The organism is Streptomyces sp. SID13726 (assembly GCF_010548375.1).
Lineage (GTDB): Bacteria > Actinomycetota > Actinomycetes > Streptomycetales > Streptomycetaceae > Streptomyces.
Genome location: NZ_JAAGLY010000004.1, coordinates 557,134 through 577,363 on the forward strand (window position 1 = coordinate 557,134; position 20,230 = coordinate 577,363).

18 protein-coding genes and 2 pseudogenes are annotated in these 20,230 nt (G+C 69.3%); 10 read left to right on the forward strand and 10 right to left on the reverse strand.

Features of this window, described 5'->3' with window-relative positions; translation table 11 throughout:
* The first annotated feature begins 101 nt into the window (after positions 1-101).
* The gene (locus G3I78_RS13800) at positions 102-2,057 is read left to right on the forward strand and encodes an Ig-like domain repeat protein (RefSeq protein ID WP_164423973.1); all 1,956 of its coding nucleotides are present in this window, start codon (positions 102-104) and stop codon (positions 2,055-2,057) included.
* Here G3I78_RS13800 and G3I78_RS13805 read toward each other — a convergent pair.
* Entirely contained in the window at positions 2,047-2,472 is a 426-nt protein-coding gene (locus G3I78_RS13805) for an ATP-binding protein (protein ID WP_164423975.1), read from the reverse strand. The genes G3I78_RS13800 and G3I78_RS13805 overlap by 11 nt on opposite strands.
* Positions 2,473-2,589: 117 nt before the next feature.
* Here G3I78_RS13805 and G3I78_RS13810 point away from each other — a divergent pair, with 117 nt between their 5' ends.
* From G3I78_RS13810 to G3I78_RS13820, 3 genes and pseudogenes are all read left to right on the forward strand, one after another.
* The gene (locus G3I78_RS13810) at positions 2,590-3,444 is read left to right on the forward strand and encodes a helix-turn-helix transcriptional regulator (protein WP_164423977.1); all 855 of its coding nucleotides are present in this window, start codon (positions 2,590-2,592) and stop codon (positions 3,442-3,444) included.
* A complete protein-coding gene (locus G3I78_RS13815; RefSeq protein ID WP_164423979.1) occupies positions 3,441-3,695 on the forward strand; it encodes a DUF397 domain-containing protein in 255 nt (84 codons plus the stop codon). Before G3I78_RS13810 ends, G3I78_RS13815 begins: the two co-directional genes overlap by 4 nt.
* A 124-nt stretch (positions 3,696-3,819) precedes the next feature.
* Positions 3,820-4,614, forward strand: a pseudogene (locus tag G3I78_RS13820) (IS5 family transposase).
* Between the two features lie 6 nt (positions 4,615-4,620).
* Here the strand turns inward: G3I78_RS13820 and G3I78_RS13825 are convergent.
* Positions 4,621-5,349, reverse strand: a complete 729-nt coding sequence (locus tag G3I78_RS13825; RefSeq protein ID WP_164423981.1) for a DUF2625 family protein — start codon at positions 5,347-5,349, stop codon at positions 4,621-4,623.
* 112 nt (positions 5,350-5,461) lie between these two features.
* Here G3I78_RS13825 and G3I78_RS13830 point away from each other — a divergent pair.
* The 4 genes and pseudogenes from G3I78_RS13830 to G3I78_RS13845 form a co-directional block, all read left to right on the forward strand.
* Positions 5,462-5,623, forward strand: a pseudogene (locus G3I78_RS13830) (IS1380 family transposase); the annotation flags it as partial.
* A 352-nt stretch (positions 5,624-5,975) separates the two neighbouring features.
* Positions 5,976-7,223, forward strand: coding sequence for a hypothetical protein (locus tag G3I78_RS13835; protein ID WP_164423983.1), 1,248 nt, complete (start codon positions 5,976-5,978; stop codon positions 7,221-7,223).
* A gap of 64 nt (positions 7,224-7,287) precedes the next feature.
* Complete coding sequence (locus G3I78_RS52830) at positions 7,288-8,574, forward strand: NucA/NucB deoxyribonuclease domain-containing protein (RefSeq protein ID WP_343243738.1); 1,287 nt, start codon at positions 7,288-7,290, stop codon at positions 8,572-8,574.
* 14 nt (positions 8,575-8,588) lie between these two features.
* The gene (locus G3I78_RS13845; protein WP_164423987.1) at positions 8,589-9,116 is read left to right on the forward strand and encodes a hypothetical protein; all 528 of its coding nucleotides are present in this window, start codon (positions 8,589-8,591) and stop codon (positions 9,114-9,116) included.
* Between the two features lie 126 nt (positions 9,117-9,242).
* Here G3I78_RS13845 and G3I78_RS13850 read toward each other — a convergent pair whose 3' ends face one another.
* Positions 9,243-11,159 carry an AMP-dependent synthetase/ligase gene (locus G3I78_RS13850; RefSeq protein ID WP_164423989.1) on the reverse strand — a complete coding sequence of 639 codons (1,917 nt, stop codon included), beginning with the start codon at positions 11,157-11,159 and terminating at the stop codon, positions 9,243-9,245.
* A 263-nt stretch (positions 11,160-11,422) separates the two neighbouring features.
* The gene (locus G3I78_RS13855) at positions 11,423-13,360 is read right to left on the reverse strand and encodes an AMP-dependent synthetase/ligase (RefSeq protein ID WP_164424209.1); all 1,938 of its coding nucleotides are present in this window, start codon (positions 13,358-13,360) and stop codon (positions 11,423-11,425) included.
* A gap of 316 nt (positions 13,361-13,676) precedes the next feature.
* Here G3I78_RS13855 and G3I78_RS13860 point away from each other — a divergent pair, with 316 nt between their 5' ends.
* Positions 13,677-15,017 (forward strand): 3-oxoacyl-ACP reductase, encoded by a 1,341-nt coding sequence (locus G3I78_RS13860; protein WP_164423991.1) that lies wholly within the window; start codon positions 13,677-13,679, stop codon positions 15,015-15,017.
* Positions 15,017-15,952 (forward strand): MaoC/PaaZ C-terminal domain-containing protein, encoded by a 936-nt coding sequence (locus tag G3I78_RS13865; RefSeq protein ID WP_343243739.1) that lies wholly within the window; start codon positions 15,017-15,019, stop codon positions 15,950-15,952. The genes G3I78_RS13860 and G3I78_RS13865 overlap by 1 nt, the downstream gene beginning before the upstream one ends.
* A gap of 92 nt (positions 15,953-16,044) precedes the next feature.
* Here G3I78_RS13865 and G3I78_RS13870 read toward each other — a convergent pair whose 3' ends face one another.
* The 6 genes from G3I78_RS13870 to G3I78_RS13895 form a co-directional block, all read right to left on the reverse strand.
* Positions 16,045-16,695, reverse strand: a complete 651-nt coding sequence (locus tag G3I78_RS13870; protein WP_164423995.1) for a TetR/AcrR family transcriptional regulator — start codon at positions 16,693-16,695, stop codon at positions 16,045-16,047.
* Positions 16,696-16,741: 46 nt separating this feature from the next.
* A complete protein-coding gene (locus G3I78_RS13875) occupies positions 16,742-17,053 on the reverse strand; it encodes a DUF4229 domain-containing protein (protein WP_164423997.1) in 312 nt (103 codons plus the stop codon).
* Positions 17,054-17,134: 81 nt separating this feature from the next.
* The gene (locus G3I78_RS13880) at positions 17,135-17,659 is read right to left on the reverse strand and encodes a GNAT family N-acetyltransferase (RefSeq protein WP_164423999.1); all 525 of its coding nucleotides are present in this window, start codon (positions 17,657-17,659) and stop codon (positions 17,135-17,137) included.
* A 67-nt stretch (positions 17,660-17,726) separates the two neighbouring features.
* Complete coding sequence (gene mqnE / locus G3I78_RS13885) at positions 17,727-18,890, reverse strand: aminofutalosine synthase MqnE (RefSeq protein ID WP_164424001.1); 1,164 nt, start codon at positions 18,888-18,890, stop codon at positions 17,727-17,729.
* Positions 18,891-18,928: 38 nt separating this feature from the next.
* The gene (locus tag G3I78_RS13890) at positions 18,929-19,384 is read right to left on the reverse strand and encodes an Lrp/AsnC family transcriptional regulator (protein WP_164424002.1); all 456 of its coding nucleotides are present in this window, start codon (positions 19,382-19,384) and stop codon (positions 18,929-18,931) included.
* A gap of 124 nt (positions 19,385-19,508) precedes the next feature.
* Positions 19,509-20,198: a UbiX family flavin prenyltransferase gene (locus G3I78_RS13895; protein ID WP_164424005.1), complete on the reverse strand. Its 690-nt coding sequence runs from the start codon at positions 20,196-20,198 to the stop codon at positions 19,509-19,511.
* Between the last annotated feature and the right edge of the window lie 32 nt (positions 20,199-20,230).

The following is a 20,230-nucleotide window of genomic DNA, read 5'->3' on the forward strand; positions in this document are numbered from 1 at the left end:
GGCTACGGAGTGTCACACCTCTGCCTTACGCTTCACCTCGCCGGCCAGGGGGCCGGTACGGGCCGTTGACAACGGCCACAGTCTTGGGGGGTTCAATCACCGTGCGCATTCGCACACTTCCTGCCGCCGTCGCGACGGCCGCGCTCTTCGGTTCGCTGCTGCTCGCCGCCTCTCCCGCGGCCGCCGACACGAGCGTGCCGATCGGCGTCGGCGACGTCCATGACACCGTCGTCGACGGCGCCCACCAGCACCTGTACATGAGCACCGGCGACGGGATAGCCGTCGTCGACCACAACGGCAAGGTCGTCACCACACTCACCGGCCTGCCCCAGGTCTCGGACCTTCAGCTGAGCGCGGACGGCAGCACGCTGTACGCCGCCGTCACCGGCGCCGACAAGATCGTCGCCTTCGACACGGCGACGCTCGCCCAGACCGGCTCGTACCCGACCGGCGCGGGCACGGCACCGCGTCGCATCGCCGTGACGCAGGGCCGGATCTGGTTCGGCTACGGCGACCAGTGGGACTCCGGGCTCGGCGAGGTCGACCTGACCGCGGACCCGGCCACCGTACGGCTCGACCTCGCGGGCGCCCACGACTTCGCCAGCACGCCGATGCTGTACGCCGATCCGGCCGACCCGGACACCCTGGTCGCGCTGGACGGCGGCATCAGCAGCGGGCCGATCGTCGTCTACGACATCTCCTCCGGCACCCCGGTCATCCGTGTCACCGCGGACGAGGGCGGCTTCTACAGAGACGCCGCGTTCACCCCCGGCGGGCAGTCGATCGTCGTGGTCGGGCCGTTCCGCCGGGCCGCCGTCGAATACCGGCTCTCCGACCTCGCCCAGGTGCACACGTACCCGGTCAACGACCAGACGGATACCGTCACCGTCGCCCCGGACGGCACGGTCGCGGTCACCTCGCTGGACACCGACAACACCGGCGACACCTACGACGGCCGCGGCGGCGCCGACGCCCCGGCCAGCGTCCGCAACCTGTCGAGCTCGTGGATGCCGTGGGGCGGTCATACGACGGCCTGGTCGGCGGACGGCACCAAGCTGTTCGTGCTGACCGGATCGTCCGACTCCATGCAGTTCCAGACGGTGAACGAACCACGCAAGTACGTCACGAAGCTCGCCGTCAACGCCCCGGCCACCGCCACCCGAGCCAAGACGCTCACCGTCAAGGGCACCCTCACCACCGGTCTCAAGCCGCCCGCCGGGACCCCGGTGAACATCGTCCGCACCGACCTGCTCTCCCCCGCGGGCAAGTCCCTGGGCACCGCGAAGCTGGGCGCCGACGGCGCGTTCTCCTTCACCGACGCACCCCCGGCCGGCGGCTCGGTCCGCTACTCCGTCACGTATCCCGGGGACGCGGCACACACCTCGTCGTCCGCCTCGGACACCGTCACCGTGTCCCGGGCCACGCCCGCCCTGACCCTCACCAACAACAAGAAGACGTACGACTACGGCAAGAAGGTCACCTTCACCGCCCACCTCGGCACCACCTACAGCAACCGCACGGTGGAGATCTGGGCCGACCCCTACGGCGCGGACAAGCCGAACAAGCTGCTGAAGAGCGGCAAGGTCGACGCGCACGGAAACCTGTCGGCGAGCGTCACCATGTCCCGTGACACCGCCGTGAAGGCCGTCTACAAGGGCGATGCCCGCTACGCTCCGCGGACCGCCAAGTCCAACGCGTACGCACACGTGAAGATCGCCGCCTCGCTGTCCAAGTACTACAAGACCGGCACGATCGGCTCCACCCGCTACCGCTACTTCCACAAGAACACCGACGCGATCCTGACCACGACGATGACGTACTACCAGGGCCGCAAGCAGCGCCTGGACCTCCAGGTCTACTCCGGCGGCAGGTGGACCAGCGCCGGCTCGGAGTACTTCGCCCTCGGCACGAACGGCAAGAGCGTCGTCAACCTCGGCCACGCGGGAACCGCGGGCGTCCGCGCCCGGATTCGCGCCGTGTACGTGGACCCGTCCTCGGGCGACAGCGTCAACACCACCACCATCGGCTCCTGGCAGTACTTCTACTTCAGCAACTGAGCCCGATCTCGGCCCACACGGTCTTGCCCACGTCCCGTTCCGTGACGCCCCAGGTGTCGGCCAGGAGGGTGACGAGGACAAGGCCGCGGCCGTGTTCGCCGTCATCGTCGTTCCCGGTGACGAAGCGGAGCCGACGGTCGCCCCTCGGGTCGCTCACCTCGATCCGGAGGGTGTTCCCGGGCAGGAGCAGCAGCCGCAGCTCGAAGTCCCTTCCGGGGACCCGGCCATGGGTCACGGCGTTGGCGGCCAGCTCCCCGACCAGGTGCTGGGCGGTGTCGTTCGCCTCGCTGTCGTGGTGGTGGCCCCACTCCGCGAGCTGGGCGGCCGTGAGTCTGCGGGCCAGACGGGCGCCTCTCGGGGTGGCGCTCAGACGCTGGGTCAGTTCGGCGGTGGGGGTGGAGATTTCGGCGTTCACGTGACTCAGCGTGGTGGGTTGTCTCTACGCTGACCAGGAGTGACGCGGCGACTCTCCGTGGCTGTACGGGTGCCGTCGGTTCGGTGTACGGGTTGTCGGGCGGGAGGGGTGGGGCGGGTGAGCGAGCGGAGGCCGGAGAAGCCGTCCGAAGCGGACGGTACGGCGGGGTTGTTCGTCGCGCTGGGCAAGATGGTGAAGTTCCTGCGCGAGCGGAAGGGACTCACGCAGAAGGAGTTCGGCGAGCTGGTGGGGTACGGACCGGACGCGGTCTCCTCCATGGAGCGGGGGGTGCGGACGCTTCGGCCGGAGGTCTTGCTGAAGGCGGATGAACTGCTGGATGCCGGGGGGTTGTTGAAGGAGGTCATCCCTGAGGTCGAGGAGGCGATGGCGAAGGCGCGGACGCGGCATCCGGAGTGGTACCGAAGTTATGCCGGGTTGGAGGCGGAGGCGGTCGAGCTGCACTTCTATGCCAACCACGGGGTGCCGGGCCTGTTGCAGACCGAGGATTACGCGCGAGCCGTGTTCTCCAAGCGCCGTCCGCTTCTCGACGAGGAGACGATCGAGAAGCGAGTCGCGGACCGCCTCTCCCGCCAACTGGTCTTCGAGCGTCGGCCATCGCCGATCGTAAGTTACGTCCTCGAAGAGATCGTGCTGGACCGGCCGATCGGCGGACGGCACGTGCACGCGGACCAGCTTCGGCACCTCCTGCGCGTCGGAGGTATGCGGAACGTCGAGATCCAGGTCATGCCGTCCGGGCTGGAGGAACACCCCAACATGGACGGCGCGTTCAACCTGCTGACGCCCAAGGGGCACGGTCAGGTGGCCTACACGGAAGTTCAGGGATACCCCCGGCTGATCACCGACGCGGAGGAGGTCAGGAAGATCGCCGACCGCTATGGGATCATGCGAGCGATGGCACTCTCCCCCGCGGAGTCCCGGAAGTTGATCGAGCAGAAGCTGGAGGAGCTATGAACATCGAGCAGCTCACCTGGTTCAAGTCCAGCTACAGCAGCGGCGAGGGCGGCGAGTGCCTCGAACTCGCCTACACCTGGCGCAAGTCGAGCTACAGCGGCGGTGAAGGCGGCGAGTGCCTTGAGGTCGCCGTCACCCCCACCACCATCCACCTCCGCGACTCCAAGAACCCCACCGGCCCCCACCTCACCCTCTCCCCCACCACCTGGTCCGCCTTCCTCTCAGGGGAGTTGGTCGGCCAGCGGCGCTAGCGCACGTGCCGCCGCCACGAGGCGTGCGGCCTCAGTGCGTACCACGGTGCACTTGTCCACTCCGCCTGGCGGCTAAGGGATCGTCTCAACTGGCTTGATCACTAGGCCGACGGCCGTGGTGGCGATGGTGGGGCGGCTGGTGCCGGACGGGTTGTGGGAGTTGTTCCAGCGGGTGGTCCCTGCTGCGCCGGTTCGTCCGCAGGGCGGCGGCCGACGCCGCTACGGTGACCGCGAAGTGCTGGCGGCCATCCGGTTCGTGGCCACGACGGGGTGTACCTGGCGGCAACTGCCGCCGGTCTTCGGCCTGTCCGGGCCGACCCCGCACCGGCGGTTCACCGAATGGAGCCGGGCCCGGGTATGGGGCAAGCTCCATCGCCTGGTCCTGGACGAACTCGGCGCGCGTGGCGAGTTGGACTGGTCCCGGTGCGCCATCGACTCCGTGAACATGCGCGCGACGAAAGTGGGGACCTGGCGGGTCCGAATCCTGTGGATCGCGGCAAGAAGGGATCAAGGATCCACTTGATCACCGGGCGGACCGGTCTGCCCCTCTCCATCGGTATCTCCGCCGCGACCACCCACGACAGCCAGGGGCTCGAACCCCTGGTGCGCGGCATCCCACCCATCCGCTCCCACCGCGGGCCGCCGACGACGGCCCGCCAAGCTCCATGGCGACAAGGGGTACGAGTACGACCACCTGCGCCGGTGGCTGCGCTCTCAAAACATCACCCCGCGCATCGCCCGCAAGGGCATCGAGTCCTCCCAGCGCCTCGGCCGTCACCGATGGACCGTGGAACGAACGGTGGCCTGGCTTGCCGGGTGCCGCCGTCTGCGCCGCCGCTACGAGCGCAAGGCCGAACACTTCCTAGCCTTCGCCGGCATCGCCGCCACGCTCATCTGCTACCGGCGTCTGGCTGCGTGAGCCGGTTCATGTGGCTCCGAGGAACCCGGGTTCGGCGCCGCCGAACTGCAGGCAAGAGTCGCGGCTCAGCCCCATCAGTTCCGCCATGGGCACCGCACGGCGACTGGTCGCCGGCAGATCCTGGCGGGCCTCGGCCGACCACAACGGCGGGAAGAACGACAATCCCTGCCGGCCGTTCAGCATGGACACCTCGCTGCGCCAGCCGTCCCACCGCAGGCTCCCATAGAACTCCTGCAGCCCTCCGGAGAGAACCCAGGACAGCCAGGTCGAGTGCCCGGCGCCCAACGCCTCCCAGCCAAGGGAATCGGGGGCGAAGTAGATGATCTCGCCCGGCTCGCCGGGTCGACCGGCCGCACGCGAGTCGACCCCGTTGAGCGCGAACACCCCGCCCAGCACATCGTGCGCAACCACAAGTCCCGCCCCTGGCCGCCAGGCCGGATCGAACGTCGAGGGCATCACGTTGATCTCCGCCAGGCCCGGCAGACTCTCGGTGTCGGCGCCACCCGGGCTTCCGAAGATCCGCAACCAGCCACTGTCCACCAGCAGACCGCCGCAATTCAAGACGATCCCGCCCAGGTTCGACCGGGCCGAGACCTGGAGCTGCAACAGCGAAGCACGGCCTGTCTCGGCATCGCCGGCCAGCACCTCAACTGGTACATCAGTCCCGGACAGCTCCTGCAGAAGCAGCGGCCAGGCTGGATCGCCCACGTTGAGCAGCTCATCGACCTCGCGCATTCCAGCATCGTCGCACCAGCACTGAAGACGCGGCCCGTCGGGGCTCACCCACCAAACGAGATGATCTCTAAGGAGCAATATCGTCGCCGGCCGAGCGGACCACCTACAGGCAACAGTGCGCAACCGGGTCTGACTGGAGATCGTCCAGACCGCCCGTGACCCTCTGGCCTGGATGCCCATCCTCGCACTGACCGGCAAGACCCGGCTCTGGGAACCCTGCCGCCTGCTCACCGCGGCCTCCCAGCTCGCCACCGCGGGCCGCCGGCGGATCCTCGGCCCGAGCCCACAACTGGCTCTGCACCCAAGAGATCACCGCGGCTTCCCCGTCCGCGCGAGCATCATCACAGCCCGAGCAGTGGAACTCGGCACCCCCGGAGTGACGCCCGCGCCCTTGGCCTGCCCGCGGCCCCTCACAACCATGGAGACGGTCCCCCTCGTTCGTGAGACCAGCAAGCCGCCATGTGATGTGAATCATCACGGTGATTCGAGTCAACTTGTCTTATTAAATCGCAGGTTGTAAGTGTCCGCCTATAGGTTCCCTGTGACCATTCTTGATCGTTCTAGGGGGAACCTTGTCGCGTCTACGCGCGAGATTCTTGGCCTTGGCATGCGCCGGGGCGACCGCATTGACCGTTCTCGGCGCTGCCCCGCCAGCCAGTGCCGCCGCGCCTACCGATGCGTGCAGCATCCTGTATAGCGCCCGTATCACCTTCTGGGGGATGACCTGCAGCCAACCCGGCGAGCCGATGATCGGCGGCTTCGCCACCTGGCGGAACGTACCGATCACCTTCGATCAGACCGACACTGGCTCTGCCACCGTGCAGGTGGGCAACTATCTGAGAGTCACCCCGAATACGTCGAGTAGCCCGCTGGCCGCCAACATCGAGATCGGCCTGTACGCGGAGAAGACGGGAAGGACCACCCACACCTACGGGCCACGCTGGACGGAGATGACGACCAGCGGCGGCCGCACCAAAGCCATCACGGCCGGAGTAAACCCGACCAAGGCGGACAAGCGCAACCACACCTACATGACCGTGCGTCAGGACAGCGGCAACCAGTGGGATGTGCTCTACGACTTCAACAAGGTCGGATCTACCACCAGCCAACTCAAGGTGCTGGGCGGCAACACCAACCGTATCGATGTCGGCCTGGAGGTGACCGGCCCGAGGTACGTCGATGTCCCCTCGATCGCGAACCGAATGCAGTTCATGACCGGGAACAAGGTCTGGGAGAAGGTGGCCACGCGCAACGTCGCCAAGTCCGTCACCCTTCCCTCCTGCAGCGCCAGCCACCCGGCGCCGAACTGCTTCACCACCAAGCTGGCCGACGGCACGAACTTCACCCAGTGGACGGTGAGCAAGCCGCGCCGGCAGGCCGTCGCCCTCACCTCACAGCACACCGCCACCCCGTCTCACGTCCCCGCCGCCGTGGACTCGTCAGGCACGTTCAACGGCGTGGATCAGCAGGCCCTGCAGGCCTGCCTGGACAACGACCCGGACAGCTGCCTGACGACCGTGCCCGGACTGTCCGAGTGCGTAGTCACCGCACGGGTCTGCAACGCGGCGGCCCTGACCACCGGAGACACCGCCGACGACAGCACAGGCGAGGTGGACGTATCCGCCACCGACATCCGCTCCCGGGCCGCAGCCGCCTTCGATGTCCCCGCCGACGCCCTCGCCCTCGACCCGCCGCAAGCCAGCCTCCGCTCGGCTGACGGCATTGGTGACGCCGCCTGGACAGTGACCTCCACCAGTACCACCCCCGGGCTGCTGCACACCGACCGCCGCTTCGACGGCTTCACCGCCCGCTACTCCGCTCGCACTGGCGCGCTGCTGGAGGCCTGCTGGGGTGACCTCTGCGATGCCTCATGACCGCCGTCAGCCGCATCCACCGCAGTCACCCCGCCGCCCCCACCCGCCTGCAAGGAGTCTTCAGGTGAACACCCGTACCACGCTGGCACGTTACGCCCGCGGCGTCGTGACGGCCGCCGCCCTCACGCTCACGGCGGCGCTCACCACTGCAGCCCACCCGGTCCCGGCCACAGCCCAACCGGATACCGCAGCGGTCGAGTTCGTCGACGCCGCTTCCGTCCCCGCCGACCAGTTGCAGGGCTTCAACCAGCCCGTCCCCCTCGGCGACTATCTCCGCTCGCACGGCACGAGCACCCTCGCCCGGCAGACGGCGGCCACCACCGCTCCCGCCGATGAGCAGGATCTTCGACAGCAGTGCGCCAGCCATGCCGCCCAGGCGAAAACGACCACCGGCTGGATCAAGTCCCGATTCGAAAGCTGCCAGAAGCGCCCGTACGACCTGGTCCTGCGGGATGTCAGGGGCACAACCTCTGTCGGCCGCCTCTGGTTCGACCAGTGGGTCCTAGGCTTCACCCACGACGGCGATCGCCGCGTCGACTACGTCGCCAGCATCGAGAACATACGTGTCCAGACCGTACCCACCGAGGACGCCACCAAGTGGCGCGTCGGTCAGCACTTCCGTTCCAGCATCGACGCCTCCACCAGCGACCCGGACCCGCAAGTGACCGAGCCGACGACGAAGGAACGCGACGAACTGCTCGGCGTGTGGGACCGCACCCCGCAGTGGACCCTCACCTACACCTCCCCCGACAGGGGCCCCCTCTTCGACCAGGGCAACCAGCAGCGCGTCTACTCCACCGTCACCATGGACCTGACCGCCAGCTCACCCACCGTCGCCCCCTACACCGGGGGAGTCGACAACTACCACTCCAACGTCCGCTACGACTACGCCGGAAAAGTCGCGGGCAAGTACAAGGGCACCGTCTTCACCGGCGCCCGGGTCGAACTCGCCATGAGCCAGAAAGACCCGGCGGTCAATGAGAGCGCCTTGCACATCTATGACGCTCTGAACCGTCCGGAGCGGACGTTCCCCTCCTGGCCCGGCAAGACCGTCCCCGGCGCCAAGGAACCTCTCCACCGGCTTGTCGACCAGAGCAAAATCGACAAGAACCGGCAGAAATCCATCGGCGAATGCAAGAAGGTCTGGGGCGACTACTCCGGCAGCGGCCTGCAATGCGACGAGTATCCCTTCGCTTCCACCCAGGAAGGGTCCACCAAGGGCGACAACCGCTTCTCCGTCCGGCTGATCGACGGCACCGACAACCGCAAGGGCGGGGAGCGCCTTGCGGAGATGTACACCCTCAACCGCATCCTGGACGGCGACCCCTTCTACATGAAGATCACCAACTAGCAGGAAGGCTCCCCATGGCGCTTCTCGCCGAACACAACGTCACCGCCACCCCCGGTCGCCGGGTCGTGGAGGTCTACGACGCAGACGCCTACCTCGGCGACGAAGCCGCCCTCGACGCCGCGGAGGTACAGGTGGTAGCCGGAAACGGCTACCACCTGTACCTCCTCAGCCTGCAACCCGACATGAAGGTGCAGGTGACCATCCGGATCTGGGACACACCGCCCGGCGCGCCGACAGAATGCGAAGGCCAGGTCGACATCAGCCTCGAGTCCGAAACCGGCACCCTCGTCATCGGCCAACTCGACCGCGGCCCCGCCGCCGAGATCACGCTGCCCCGCCCCGGCGTCTACGAAGGCCACGCCTGGTGGATCAACCGCCAGGCAGCCGCCGACTACTACGACACCACCCTCGACCAGCTCACCGATGCATCCCCCGACGACTGGCTGACCGAGGCCTGGAGCAACTGCCCCGTGACCGAACGCTACGTCCTCGACCTCGCCTACAGCAGAGAACCCGAACCCGTCGATGACGAGGACATCTGAGTCTCGAACTTCGCCTCTGCGAAAAGGTGTCTCGGGTCATACCCGCGTGTCCGAGACCGTCCGCAAAGCCGACCTGGACACCGGAATGTCAGCGGCGCCGACGCCGTGGCGGACGGCTCGGGCGGGTCAGCGCTCGTACAGCCCTTCGATCTCGCCCGCGAAGTCCCGCATCACGGCCTCCCGCCGCAGCTTCATCGACGGCGTCAGATGACCGGCCGCCTCGGTGAGGTCGGTGGGCAGGACGGTGAAGCGGCGGATGGACTCCGGGCGCGACACCAGCTTGTTCGCCTCGTCCACCGCCCGCTGGAGGATCTGGCGCAACTCCTCGTCGTCGACCAGGAGTTCGGCCGGCACCGCGTGCTTGCCGTTCATCTGGCGCCAGTGGTTGACGCCGTCCATGTCGAGGCTGATCAGCGCCGAGATGTAGGGGCGGCGGTCGCCGAGGACCATGCACTGGGAGATCAGCGGATGCGAGCGCAACCAGTTCTCCAGCGGGGCCGGGGCGACGTTCTTGCCGCCCGCCGTGATCAGGATCTCCTTCTTGCGGCCCGTGATCGTCAGATAGCCCTCGTCGTCCAGCTGCCCGATGTCACCGGTCGGGAACCAGCCGTCGGCCGAGGCCGGGGCCACCCCCTCGCCGAACGGGTCCCAGTAACCCCGGAACACCTGGCCGCCGTTGAGCAGGATCTCGCCGTCCGCCGCGATCCGCACCCGGGTGCCCGGGATGGGCCAGCCCACCGTGCCCAGGCGGGGCTTGAGGGGCGGGGTGCAGGTCGCGGCGCCGGTCGACTCCGTCAGGCCGTAGCCCTCGTAGATCTCCATGCCCGCGCCCGCGTAGAACGCGGCGAGGCGGCGGCCGAGCGGGGAGCCGCCGGAGATGATGTGGCGGATTCGGCCGCCCATCGCGTTGCGGATACGGCGGTACACCAGCGGGTCGTAGAAGGTGCGAGACGCCTTCAGCGCCGCGCCGGGGCCGGAGCCGGTGCCCGCGTGCCGGGACTCCACCGCCTCGCCGTAGCGCACGGCGACGTTGGTCGCGCGGTCGAAGACCGAGACCCGGCCGCCGCTCTCCGCCTTGGCGCGGGCGTTGTTGAAGACCTTCTCCAGCATGTACGGGATGACCAGCAGGAACGTCGGCTTGAAGCTGCCGAGGTCGGCCAGCAGGTCCTCGGCCTGGAGGCTGGGCGCGTGGCCGAGGCGGACCCGGGCGCGGACGCAGGCGATGGCGACCATCCGGCCGAAGACGTGCGAGATGGGCAGGAAGAGCAGGGTCGCGAGGTCCGCCTCGTCCGACTTCGACTTGAAGACGGGGTAGAGGAGTTCGACCGCGTTGTCGACCTCGGAGAGGAAGTTGCCGTGGCTGAGCACACAGCCCTTGGGGCGGCCTGTGGTGCCCGAGGTGTAGACGACGGTGGCGACCGTGTCCGGGCCGAGCATCCCGCGCCGTACGCCGATCTCCTGGTCGGGGACGGACTGGCCGAGCTCGCCCAGCCGCTCCACATGGCCCTTCTCCATGACCCACATGTGCCGCAGGTCCGGCAGCCGGCTCAACTCCGGTCCGAGCGCGGTGGCTTGGCCGGCGGTCTCGGTCACCAGGGCCACCGCGCCGGAGTCCTGGAGGATGAAACGGGTCTGGAAGACCGAGGACGTGGGGTAGATGGGGACCGTGACCAGGCCCGCGGCCCAGGCGGCGAAGTCGAGGAGCGTCCACTCGTACGTCGTCCGCGCCATGATCGCGACCCGGTCGCCCGGCACCAGGCCCTCGGAGATCAGGCCCTTGGCCACCGCCAGCACCTGCCCCGCGAACTCCGCCGCCGTCAGGTCGACCCAACGGCCGTCGTCCGTACGGCGGCTCATCACCCGCTGCTCCGGCGCCGCCTCCGCGTTGTCGAAGGGCAGGTCGGCGAGCGAGCCGTGGGTCACCGGCGGGACCATCGGCGGCACCGACACCTCGCGGACCTCGCCGTCCAGCCGCACGATCTCGGGTTCCACGAGCAGGGGCGCGCCGTCGTAATCGGTACCGGACGTGTAGGAGAGGGACATCAGCGACTCCTGGGGCGTGCAGCTGGATTCCGCACTACTGCGATGTTGTACGTGCGATTCGTGCCTGGGCGTTCACGAGCAGTGCGCGACCCGGGTGTTACCGCCGGTTAACATGGCGATCCTAGGGTGCCCTCATGAGGGGTCCGTGCGGATTCCGGGGTGATCCGGCGCCAGGCCTGTGCAGTATCGGCCCGGACGTGAGCATCCGTCAGCACCTGTGCCGGTCTTTGTGATTCCGGACCGGTGCGCGCCCGGCCACTTTGTCACCCGCGCGCACTCCGCCGGGGCCCGAAGGCCCCTCCCGCGTACATTTTCTCGATCTCCGCGGCGAACTCCTCGGCGACGACGTCCCGCTTGAGCTTCATCGACGGGGTCAGATGGCCCGCCTCCTCGGTGAGGTCCACCGGCAGGACGGTGAAGCGGCGGATGGACTCCGGGCGGGACACCAGCTTGTTCGCCTCGTCCACCGCCCGCTGGAGCACCTTGCGCAAGTCCTCGTCGTCCAGCAGGAGTTCGGCCGGGACCGGGTGCCTGCGATTCATCCGGCGCCAGTGGCCGACGCCCTCCATGTCCAGGGTGATCAGGGCCGAGATGTAGGGGCGGGCGTCCCCCACGACCATCACCTGCGAGATCAGCGGGTGGGCGCGCAGCCAGTTCTCCAGCGGGGCCGGGGCCACGCTCTTGCCGCCCGCCGTGATCAGCATCTCCTTCTTGCGGCCGGTGATGTACAGATACCCCTCGTCGTCCAGGTGCCCGAGGTCGCCGGTGGCCAGCCAGCCGTCACCGGTCGCGGGGGCGAGCCCGTCGGCGTGCGGGTCCCAGTAGCCGCGCAGGACGTGGTCGCCGGCCAGCAGGATCTCGCCGTCGGCCGCGATCCGGACCCGGGTGCCGGGCAGGGGCCAGCCCACCGAGCCCATACGGGGTTTGAGCGGGGGCGTGACCGTGGCCGCGCCGGTCGTCTCCGTGAGGCCGTAGCCCTCGTAGATCTCGATGCCCGCGCCGGCGTAGAACGACGACAGCCGGGTGCCGAGCGGGGAGCCGCCGCAGATCATGTAACGGACCCTGCCGCCCATGGCGTTGCGGATCCGGCGGTAGACCAGCGGGTCGTAGAAGGTGCGGGCCGCCTTCAGCGCGGCGCCGGGACCCGGCCCGTTGCCCGCGTGGCGGGCCTCCAGCGCCTCGCCATAGCGGCGGGCCACGCCCACCGCGCGGTCGAACGCCGTTACCCGGCCGCCGGTCTCGGCCCGCGCGCGGGCCACGTTGAACACCTTCTCCAGCATGTACGGGATGGTGATGAGGCAAGTCGGCCGGAAGCTCGCGAGGTCCGGCAGGAGTTCGTCGGACTTCAGGCTCGGCGCGTGGCCGAGGCGGACCCGGGCGCGGACGCAGGCGACGGCGACCATCCGGCCGAAGATGTGGGACATCGGCAGGAAGTGCAGGATCGCCGCCTCCTCGCTGGTCCGCGCCCGGAAGACGGGGTAGAGGAGTTCGATCGCGTTGTCGACCTCGGCGAGGAAGTTGCCGTGGGTGAGCGCGCAGCCCTTGGGGCGGCCGGTGGTGCCCGAGGTGTAGACGACGGTGGCGAGCGTGCCGGGGCTCAGCATGCCGCGCCGCAGCGCCACCTCCCGCTCCGGCACCTGCGCGCCGCGCTCCGCCAGCCGCTCCACGTGGTCCCGCTCGATGACCCAGACGTGCCGCAGGTCCACCAGCTGATGGAGTTCGGGGCCGAGCGCGGAGGCCTGCTCGGCGGTCTCGGTGACGAGGGCGACCGCGCCGGAGTTCTGGAGGATCCAGCGCGCCTGGAAGACTGAGGAGGTGGGGTAGATCGGGACGGTGACCAGTCCGGCGGCCCAGGCGGCGAAGTCGAGGAGCGTCCACTCGTAGACGGTGCGCGCCATGACGGCGAGCCGGTCGCCGGCCACCAGCCCTTCGGCGATCAGCCCTTTGGCGACCGCGAGGACCTCCTCGGCGAACTGAGCGGCCGTCACGTCCACCCAACTGCCGTCTACCGTACGGCGGCTGAGGACCCGGTCGGCGGGGGCGATCCGGGCGTTGTCGAAGGGGAGTTCGGCGAGCGAGCCGCGGGTGGACGACGGGACGAAGGGCGGCACGGACACCTCCCGCACCTGCCCGTCCGCGTACCGGATCTCGGGCTCCACGAGCACCGGGGTGCCGTCGTACGTCGTGGAGTGGACCGCCATGGCGGTCGGCGGCTGCGAGGTGGACACGGACGACTCCAGAGGTTCACCAAAAGTGACCCGCGAAGCGTTCCCGCAGGTCAGAGAGGAGATCGTACGGCGCCTGCGTGTCGGCTGTGTGAGGATACGACGGTCGTTCGACGCGGGATATGTGCAGCCTCGTCGTTTTCCTTGCGTCCGGGACCTTACCGGGCGGTATCCTGAGCAATTTTCAGCTTCTCCCACCCTGCCCGGCTCGTCGGGAACCCTTCGATATCAAGGCTTACCTCGGGTAACCTGACTCTGGAGTAAGTCAGGGGACCCAGTGGGGGAGTCGCACATGGCCGACCGATATCTGAGCTTCACCGGTACCGCGCCAGGCCGGTTCCTCACCCGCCGTCTGGGACTGCCGCAACCGGCACCGCTGCACCGCTGGTCGCCCGGTTCCCCGGAGTTCGAGGGCGGCGTGCTGCTCCTGACGGCGGGCAAGACCGAGCTGTCCCTCCCGGAGTTCCCCAAGCCCTCGGACACCCCCGACGCCGTCCTCCTCGACGCCACCGGAGTACGGGACGTCGAGGGACTCACCGAGGTGCACACCGCCCTGCACCCGGTCGTGCGGTCGGTCGCCGCGAGCGGGCGGGTCGTGGTGCTGGGAGCACCACTCGACCCCGCCGACCATCACCAGGCCGCCGTCCAGCAGGCGTTGGAGGGGTTCACTCGGTCGCTCGGCAAGGAGATCGGGCGGGGGCGGACGGTCAATCTCGTACGGCTGACGGATGCTTCTGCGGCTGGGTCGACGCTGCGGTTTCTGCTTTCTCCCAGGTCGGCGTATGTCAGTGGGCAGGTGATCGAGGTCGGGGATGGGGATGGGGCCGGGTCCGATGCCGGGGCCGGGTGGCCTTGGGAGGTGCCGGTGGAGGTGCCGGTGTCAGTTCCGGTTCCGGTTCCGGTGCCGTTCGCCGGGCGAACCGCGCTGGTGACCGGCGGTGCGCGGGGGATCGGGGCCGCGGTCGCCGAGACCCTGGCGCGGGACGGGGCCCGGGTTGTCGTACTCGACGTGCCGTCGGCTGCGGCGGATGCCGAGCGACTGGCCGAACGGCTCGGCGGGAGCGTTCTGACCCTGGACATCACGGCCGAGGACGCGGGCGCGCGGATCGTGCGGGCGCTGCCGGACGGACTGGACGTGCTGGTCCACAACGCGGGGATCACCCGGGACCGACGGCTCGTCAACATGCCTGCCGAGCGCTGGAGTTCGGTGCTCGACGTGAACCTGGCGAGCGTACTGCGCACCACGGACGCCCTGTTGGCGGCGGGGACGTTGCGGCGCGGCGGGCGGATCGTCGCCACCGCGTCCATCGCGGGGCTCGCGGGCAACGCCGGGCAGACCAACTACGGCGCGAGCAAGGCCGGGATCGCCGGGCTGGTGCGCGCCCTCGCGCCCCGGGCGCTGGCCGGGCACGGGGTCACCGTGAACGCGGTCGCGCCCGGGTTCATCGAGACGAGGATGACGGCGGCGGTGCCGCTGTTCATCCGGGAGGCGGGGCGGCGGATGAACTCCCTTGCGCAGGGCGGGCTTCCGGCCGACGTGGCCGAGACGACGGCGTGGCTGGCGGATCCGGCCTCCGGTGCGGTGAACGGTCAGGTGGTCCGGGTGTGCGGCCAGAGCCTGCTGGGGGCGTAGTGGGTACCTACTCCGACAGCACCGACGCCAGGGACCGCTCGGTCGTCCTCACCCGCTCCCCCGCCCTCGCCCCGCTCCTCGCCGCCGGGGCCCTGCGCTCCCCCTTCAAACGGCCCGGCGCGGACGCGGAGTTCCCCCGCACCCGGCTGGTGCTGCCCGGCCTGCGCGTCGACCTCGCCCGGCTGGCGGCGTACGAACGGGTCTGCGGATTTCCCACTGGGGACGACGCGTTGCCGGTGACGTATCCGCATGTGCTGGGCTTCCCCCTGGCCATGCGGCTGATGAGCGCACCGGACTTCCCACTGCCACTGCTCGGACTCGTCCACACCTCGATCGAGATCACCCGGTACCGGGCACCGGAGGCGTCCGGGGAGTACGAACTCACCGTGTACGTCGATGGATTGGCCCCGCATCGACGCGGTACGGAGGCGGCGGTGGTGACGGAGATGCGGGCGGGTGGGGAGGTTGTGTGGGAGTCGGTGAGTACGTATTTGGCTCGGCACGGTGGGGAGGCCGGGACTTCTGGTGGGCCTTCTGCGTCTGGGGAGCCTTCTGAGCATTCTCAGTCCGGTGAGCCTTCTGAGTCCGTGCGGCCGGAGCGGCATGAGCCGTTGCCCGAGGTCGCCGAGTGGCGGCTGGCCGGGGACATCGGACGGCGGTACGGCGCCGCGTCCGGAGACCGCAACCCCATCCACCTCCACCCCCTCACCGCCCGCCTCTTCGGCTTCCCCCGCGCCATCGCCCACGGCATGTGGACGGTGGCCCGCTGCCTGGCCGCCCACGGCACACCCCAAGCGGTCCTGGTACGAGCGGAGTTCAGGGCACCGGTCCTGCTGCCCGGATCGGTGACGTACGCGGCGGCCGGGGAGCGGTTCGAGCTGCGGGGTGGGGAACGGGTGCATGTGGCGGGGTCGGTGGTGGCGCTTGGTTCTTGAGGGGGGTGGGGTGGGCGGGGTGGGTCTTTGCCGGGCCGGGCCGGACCCTCACCGGGCCAAGCCTCCGCCAGGCCGCTATGTCGACCGACCCCTCACTGGACCCCAACCGGCGCCTGCCACGGGCGACCGTCCATGAGGTTGCCCAGGCCTGCCCAGGCGAAGTTCATCAGGGTGGCCGCGGCTTGGCGGGCGGTGATGTCGGGGGTGGCGTTGGCCCAGGCGGCGAGGGATTCGGCGGCGCCGACGAGGCCCTCGGCGAGGCCGGCCATCTCGTGTTCGCGGAGGTCGGGGTCGCGGTGGGCCTCACGGGCCGCGACCACGATCAGATGGGTCACGAAGGCGACGATCTCCTCACGCATCGCGGTGACCTCGGCGGCGAACGCCTCACCGTGGATACGGGCCTGGAGATGCAGCACGGACCAGCCGTGCGGATTGCCCCCGGTGTGCGTGAAGAACGCCAGCAGCCCGTCCCAGAGTTGCCGGTCGGCGGGGAGGTCGGTGCGGACGCCCACCCGCACGGCCTCGGTGAGCGCGGCGGCCTCGCGCCGGATGCACGCGGTGAAGAGGTCTTCCTTGGAGTTCAGGTACAGGTAGACCAACGGCTTGGACACACCGGCGAGTTCGGCGATCTCGTCCATCGAGGCCGCCATGTACCCGCGCTGCCCGAAGATCTCCACAGCGGCGTCCAGCATCTGCTGCTCCCGCACGGCACGCGGCATCCGCTTGCTCTTCACGACACCCATGCCCAAAGCGTACGGTCACGCGGGCACCGCGGCGGAGGCGTTGGACTCAGGAGGTCTGCGGGGCCTGCCCCTTGGACGGGGTCGCCTCGTCCACGGCCTCGTCCTCCTGGCTGCGGTTGGCCTCCAGGTTCGCCTTCATCCGGTCGACGCGCTGGACGACCTGGATGGAGGCGCGGTCCCGCTCCTTGCGCAGGACCACGAAGCTGATGGGGGCCGAGAGCAGCAGCGAGAGCAGGACGATCCACATGCCGTTGGAGTCACCGAGGCCGCGCGGGGCGAGGCCGGAGTAGACGAGGCCCCAGACGACCACGAGGCAGCCGACCAAGATCCCGAGGCGCATCAGCGTGTAGCGGAGCATGTCAATCCACTCTTCCGGTTCCAAAAAGGGGCACCGTCCAGTGAAGCACGCCGGAGCCGCGATCTTGGAGGGGGGTCACGGTCACGTCAGGGGCAGCAGCATGATGATGTCGTCCCGGTCGTCGTCGGGCGCGACCCGGATCGCACCGGGTATCCGGCCGACCTCCTTGTACCCGCAGGAGCCGTAGAACCGCTCCAGTCCGAGACCGCCGCGACAGGTGAGCCGTATCGCCTCGATACCGTCGATCCCCCGGGCCGCGTCCGCGGCGGCGGCGAGCAGGTCACGGCCGTACCCCTCGCCCTGATGCCGGGGATGGACCATCACGGTGTACAGCCACAGCCAGTGGGTCATCAGCCGGTGCGTGTTGAAGGCGAGAAACGCGGTCGCCGCAACCCGCCCCTCCTCGTCCAGCCCCACCAGCAGCCGGGTCCGCCCCTGCTCCATCCCCACAAGGTGCTTCACCAACTCGGGCCGGATCACGTCCCGCTCCACAGGCGCGACGAACCCGACGGCACCACCGGCATTGGACACATCGGTCCAGAGATCGAGCAGCCCGTCCCGCAGCTCGGGAGTCACGGCGGGATCGAGGGTGAAAGTAAGAGGCACAGGTCGAGGCTAGCCATTACACCTCGACCACCTCAAGCGGGCTACGGGGTCACGTACGTCACGCCCGTCACACCCGCATCGGCTGCGGCGACTCCCGTCGCTCCGGGTCCGCTCCCTCGTACTCGCGGATGATCTCGTAGCGCGTGTTCCGCTCCACCGGGCGGAAGCCGGCGTCGCGGATGAGGTCGAGCAGGTCCTCGCGGGTCAGTTTGTTCGGGGTGCCGTAGTTGTCGGCGTCGTGGGTGATCTTGTACTCGACGACCGAGCCGTCCATGTCGTCGGCGCCGTGCAGGAGGGCCAGTTGGGCGGTCTGGACGCCGTGCATGACCCAGAAGACCTTGACGTGGGGGACGTTGTCGAAGAGGAGACGGGAGACCGCGAAGGTCTTCAGGGCCTCCGCGCCGGTCGCCATCTGGGTCCGCGCCTGGAGGCGGTTCCGTACCTTGCCGTCCTTCATGTCCACGAAGTCGTGCTGGTAGCGCAGCGGGATGAAGACCTGGAACCCGCCGGTCTCGTCCTGGAGTTCACGCAGCCGCAGGACGTGGTCCACGCGGTGCCTCGGCTCCTCGATGTGGCCGTAGAGCATGGTGCACGGGGTCTTCAGACCCTTCTCGTGCGCCAGCCGGTGGATCCGGGACCAGTCCTCCCAGTGCGTGCGGTGGTCCACGATGTGCTGACGGACCTCCCAGTCGAAGATCTCCGCGCCGCCGCCGGTCAGCGATTCGAGCCCCGCGTCGATCAACTCGTCGAGGATCTCCGACGCCGACAGGCCCGAGATCGTCTCGAAGTGGTGGATCTCCGTCGCCGTGAACGCCTTCAGCGAGACGTCGGGCAGCGCGGCCTTCAACTCCCGCAGCGAGCGCGGGTAGTAGCGCCACGGCAGGTTCGGGTGCAGGCCGTTGACGATGTGGAGCTCGGTGAGGTTCTCGCCCTCCATCGCCTTCGCGAGCTTCACCGCCTCCTCGATCCGCATCGTGTACGCGTCCTTCTCCCCCGGCTTGCGCTGGAAGGAGCAGTAGGCGCAGGACGCCGTGCACACGTTGGTCATGTTGAGGTGGCGGTTGACGTTGAAGTGGACGACGTCGCCGTTCTTCCGCGTCCGCACCTCGTGCGCGAGACCGCCCAGCCACGCCAGGTCGTCCGACTCGTAGAGCGCGACGCCGTCCTCACGGGTCAGGCGCTCACCGGCCCTGACCTTCTCCTCCAGCTCGCGCTTGAGCCCGACGTCCATGCCCACACCTTTCTCCGAAGACCTGTCCCACGTTACGTCTACGCCTCTTCGGGCAGCTCTCCGACCCGGTTCTCCCACTTCGTGGAGAGCACGATGGTCGTACGCGTCCGGGAGACGCCCTTCGTCCCGGACAGCCGCCGGATGGTCTTCTCCAGGCCGTCCACGTCCGACGCCCGCACCTTCAGCATGTACGAGTCGTCGCCCGCGATGAACCAGCAGTCCTCGATCTCGCTGAGGTCCCGCAGCCGCCGCGCCACGTCCTCGTGGTCGGTCGCGTCGGAGAGCGAGATGCCGATCAGCGCGGTGACCCCGAGGCCGAGCGAGGCGGCGTCGACGGTGGCGCGGTAACCGGTGATGACCCCGGCCGCCTCCAGCCGGTTGATGCGGTCGGTGACGCTGGGTCCCGACAGACCGACGAGGCGCCCCAGCTCCGCGTAGGAGGCCCGGCCGTTCTCCCTCAGGGCCTGGATGAGCTGCCTGTCCACCGCGTCCATGCGATCGATGCCTTCCGATGAGAAGTCCGTCTGAAGAGTGGTTCCTGAAGTACTGAGTGAGGTGGGTCGTGCGTGATGCCCACCGGATGCCGCCGGGCCGCTCACCGCCGCCCGGACCGGCGGCTCACTCGGAGCCGTCGTCGCGGGCGGCGCCCAGCTCGCCCTCCCAGCGGCGGTACAGCCCGTGCCCGACGCCCGCCGCGTCCAGCACCCGCCCGGCGACGAAGTCCACCAGGTCCTGGATGTGGGTCGCCCCGGAGTAGAAGGCCGGCGAGGCGGGCACGACGGTCGCGCCCGCGTCGTCCAGTGTCACGAGGTGGCGCAGGGTCTGCCCGTTCAGCGGGGTCTCGCGTACGGCCACGACCAGCTTGCGGCGCTCCTTGAGGGTGACGCTCGCGGTCCGCTGGAGGAGGTCCTTGGAGAGCCCGAGGGCGACGCCCGCGACGCAGGCGGTGGAGGCGGGGACGATCAGCATCCCTTTGCTCGGATACGACCCCGAGGACGGCCCCGCGGCCAGGTCCCCGGCATGCCAGTACCGTACGGCGGTGATGTCCGCCTCGAAGGCGCCGGGCTTGCCGTCGGCACCGCGGGCCAGCCATTCGCGCAGGTCGTCCTGCCAGTGCGCGTCCCGGAAGGCGATCCCCGTCTCGTCGAGCAGGGTGAGCCGCGAGGCGCGGGACACCACCAGGTCGACGCTCTCGCCGGCCGCGAGGAGAGCGCGCAGCACGGACGCGGCATACGGGGTGCCGGAGGCGCCGGACACCCCTACGATCCAAGGCGTACGCCGCGTCTCTCCTGGCTTGACTGGGTTCACACCCCCGAGCCTATCCGGCGTCGCAGGGTGGG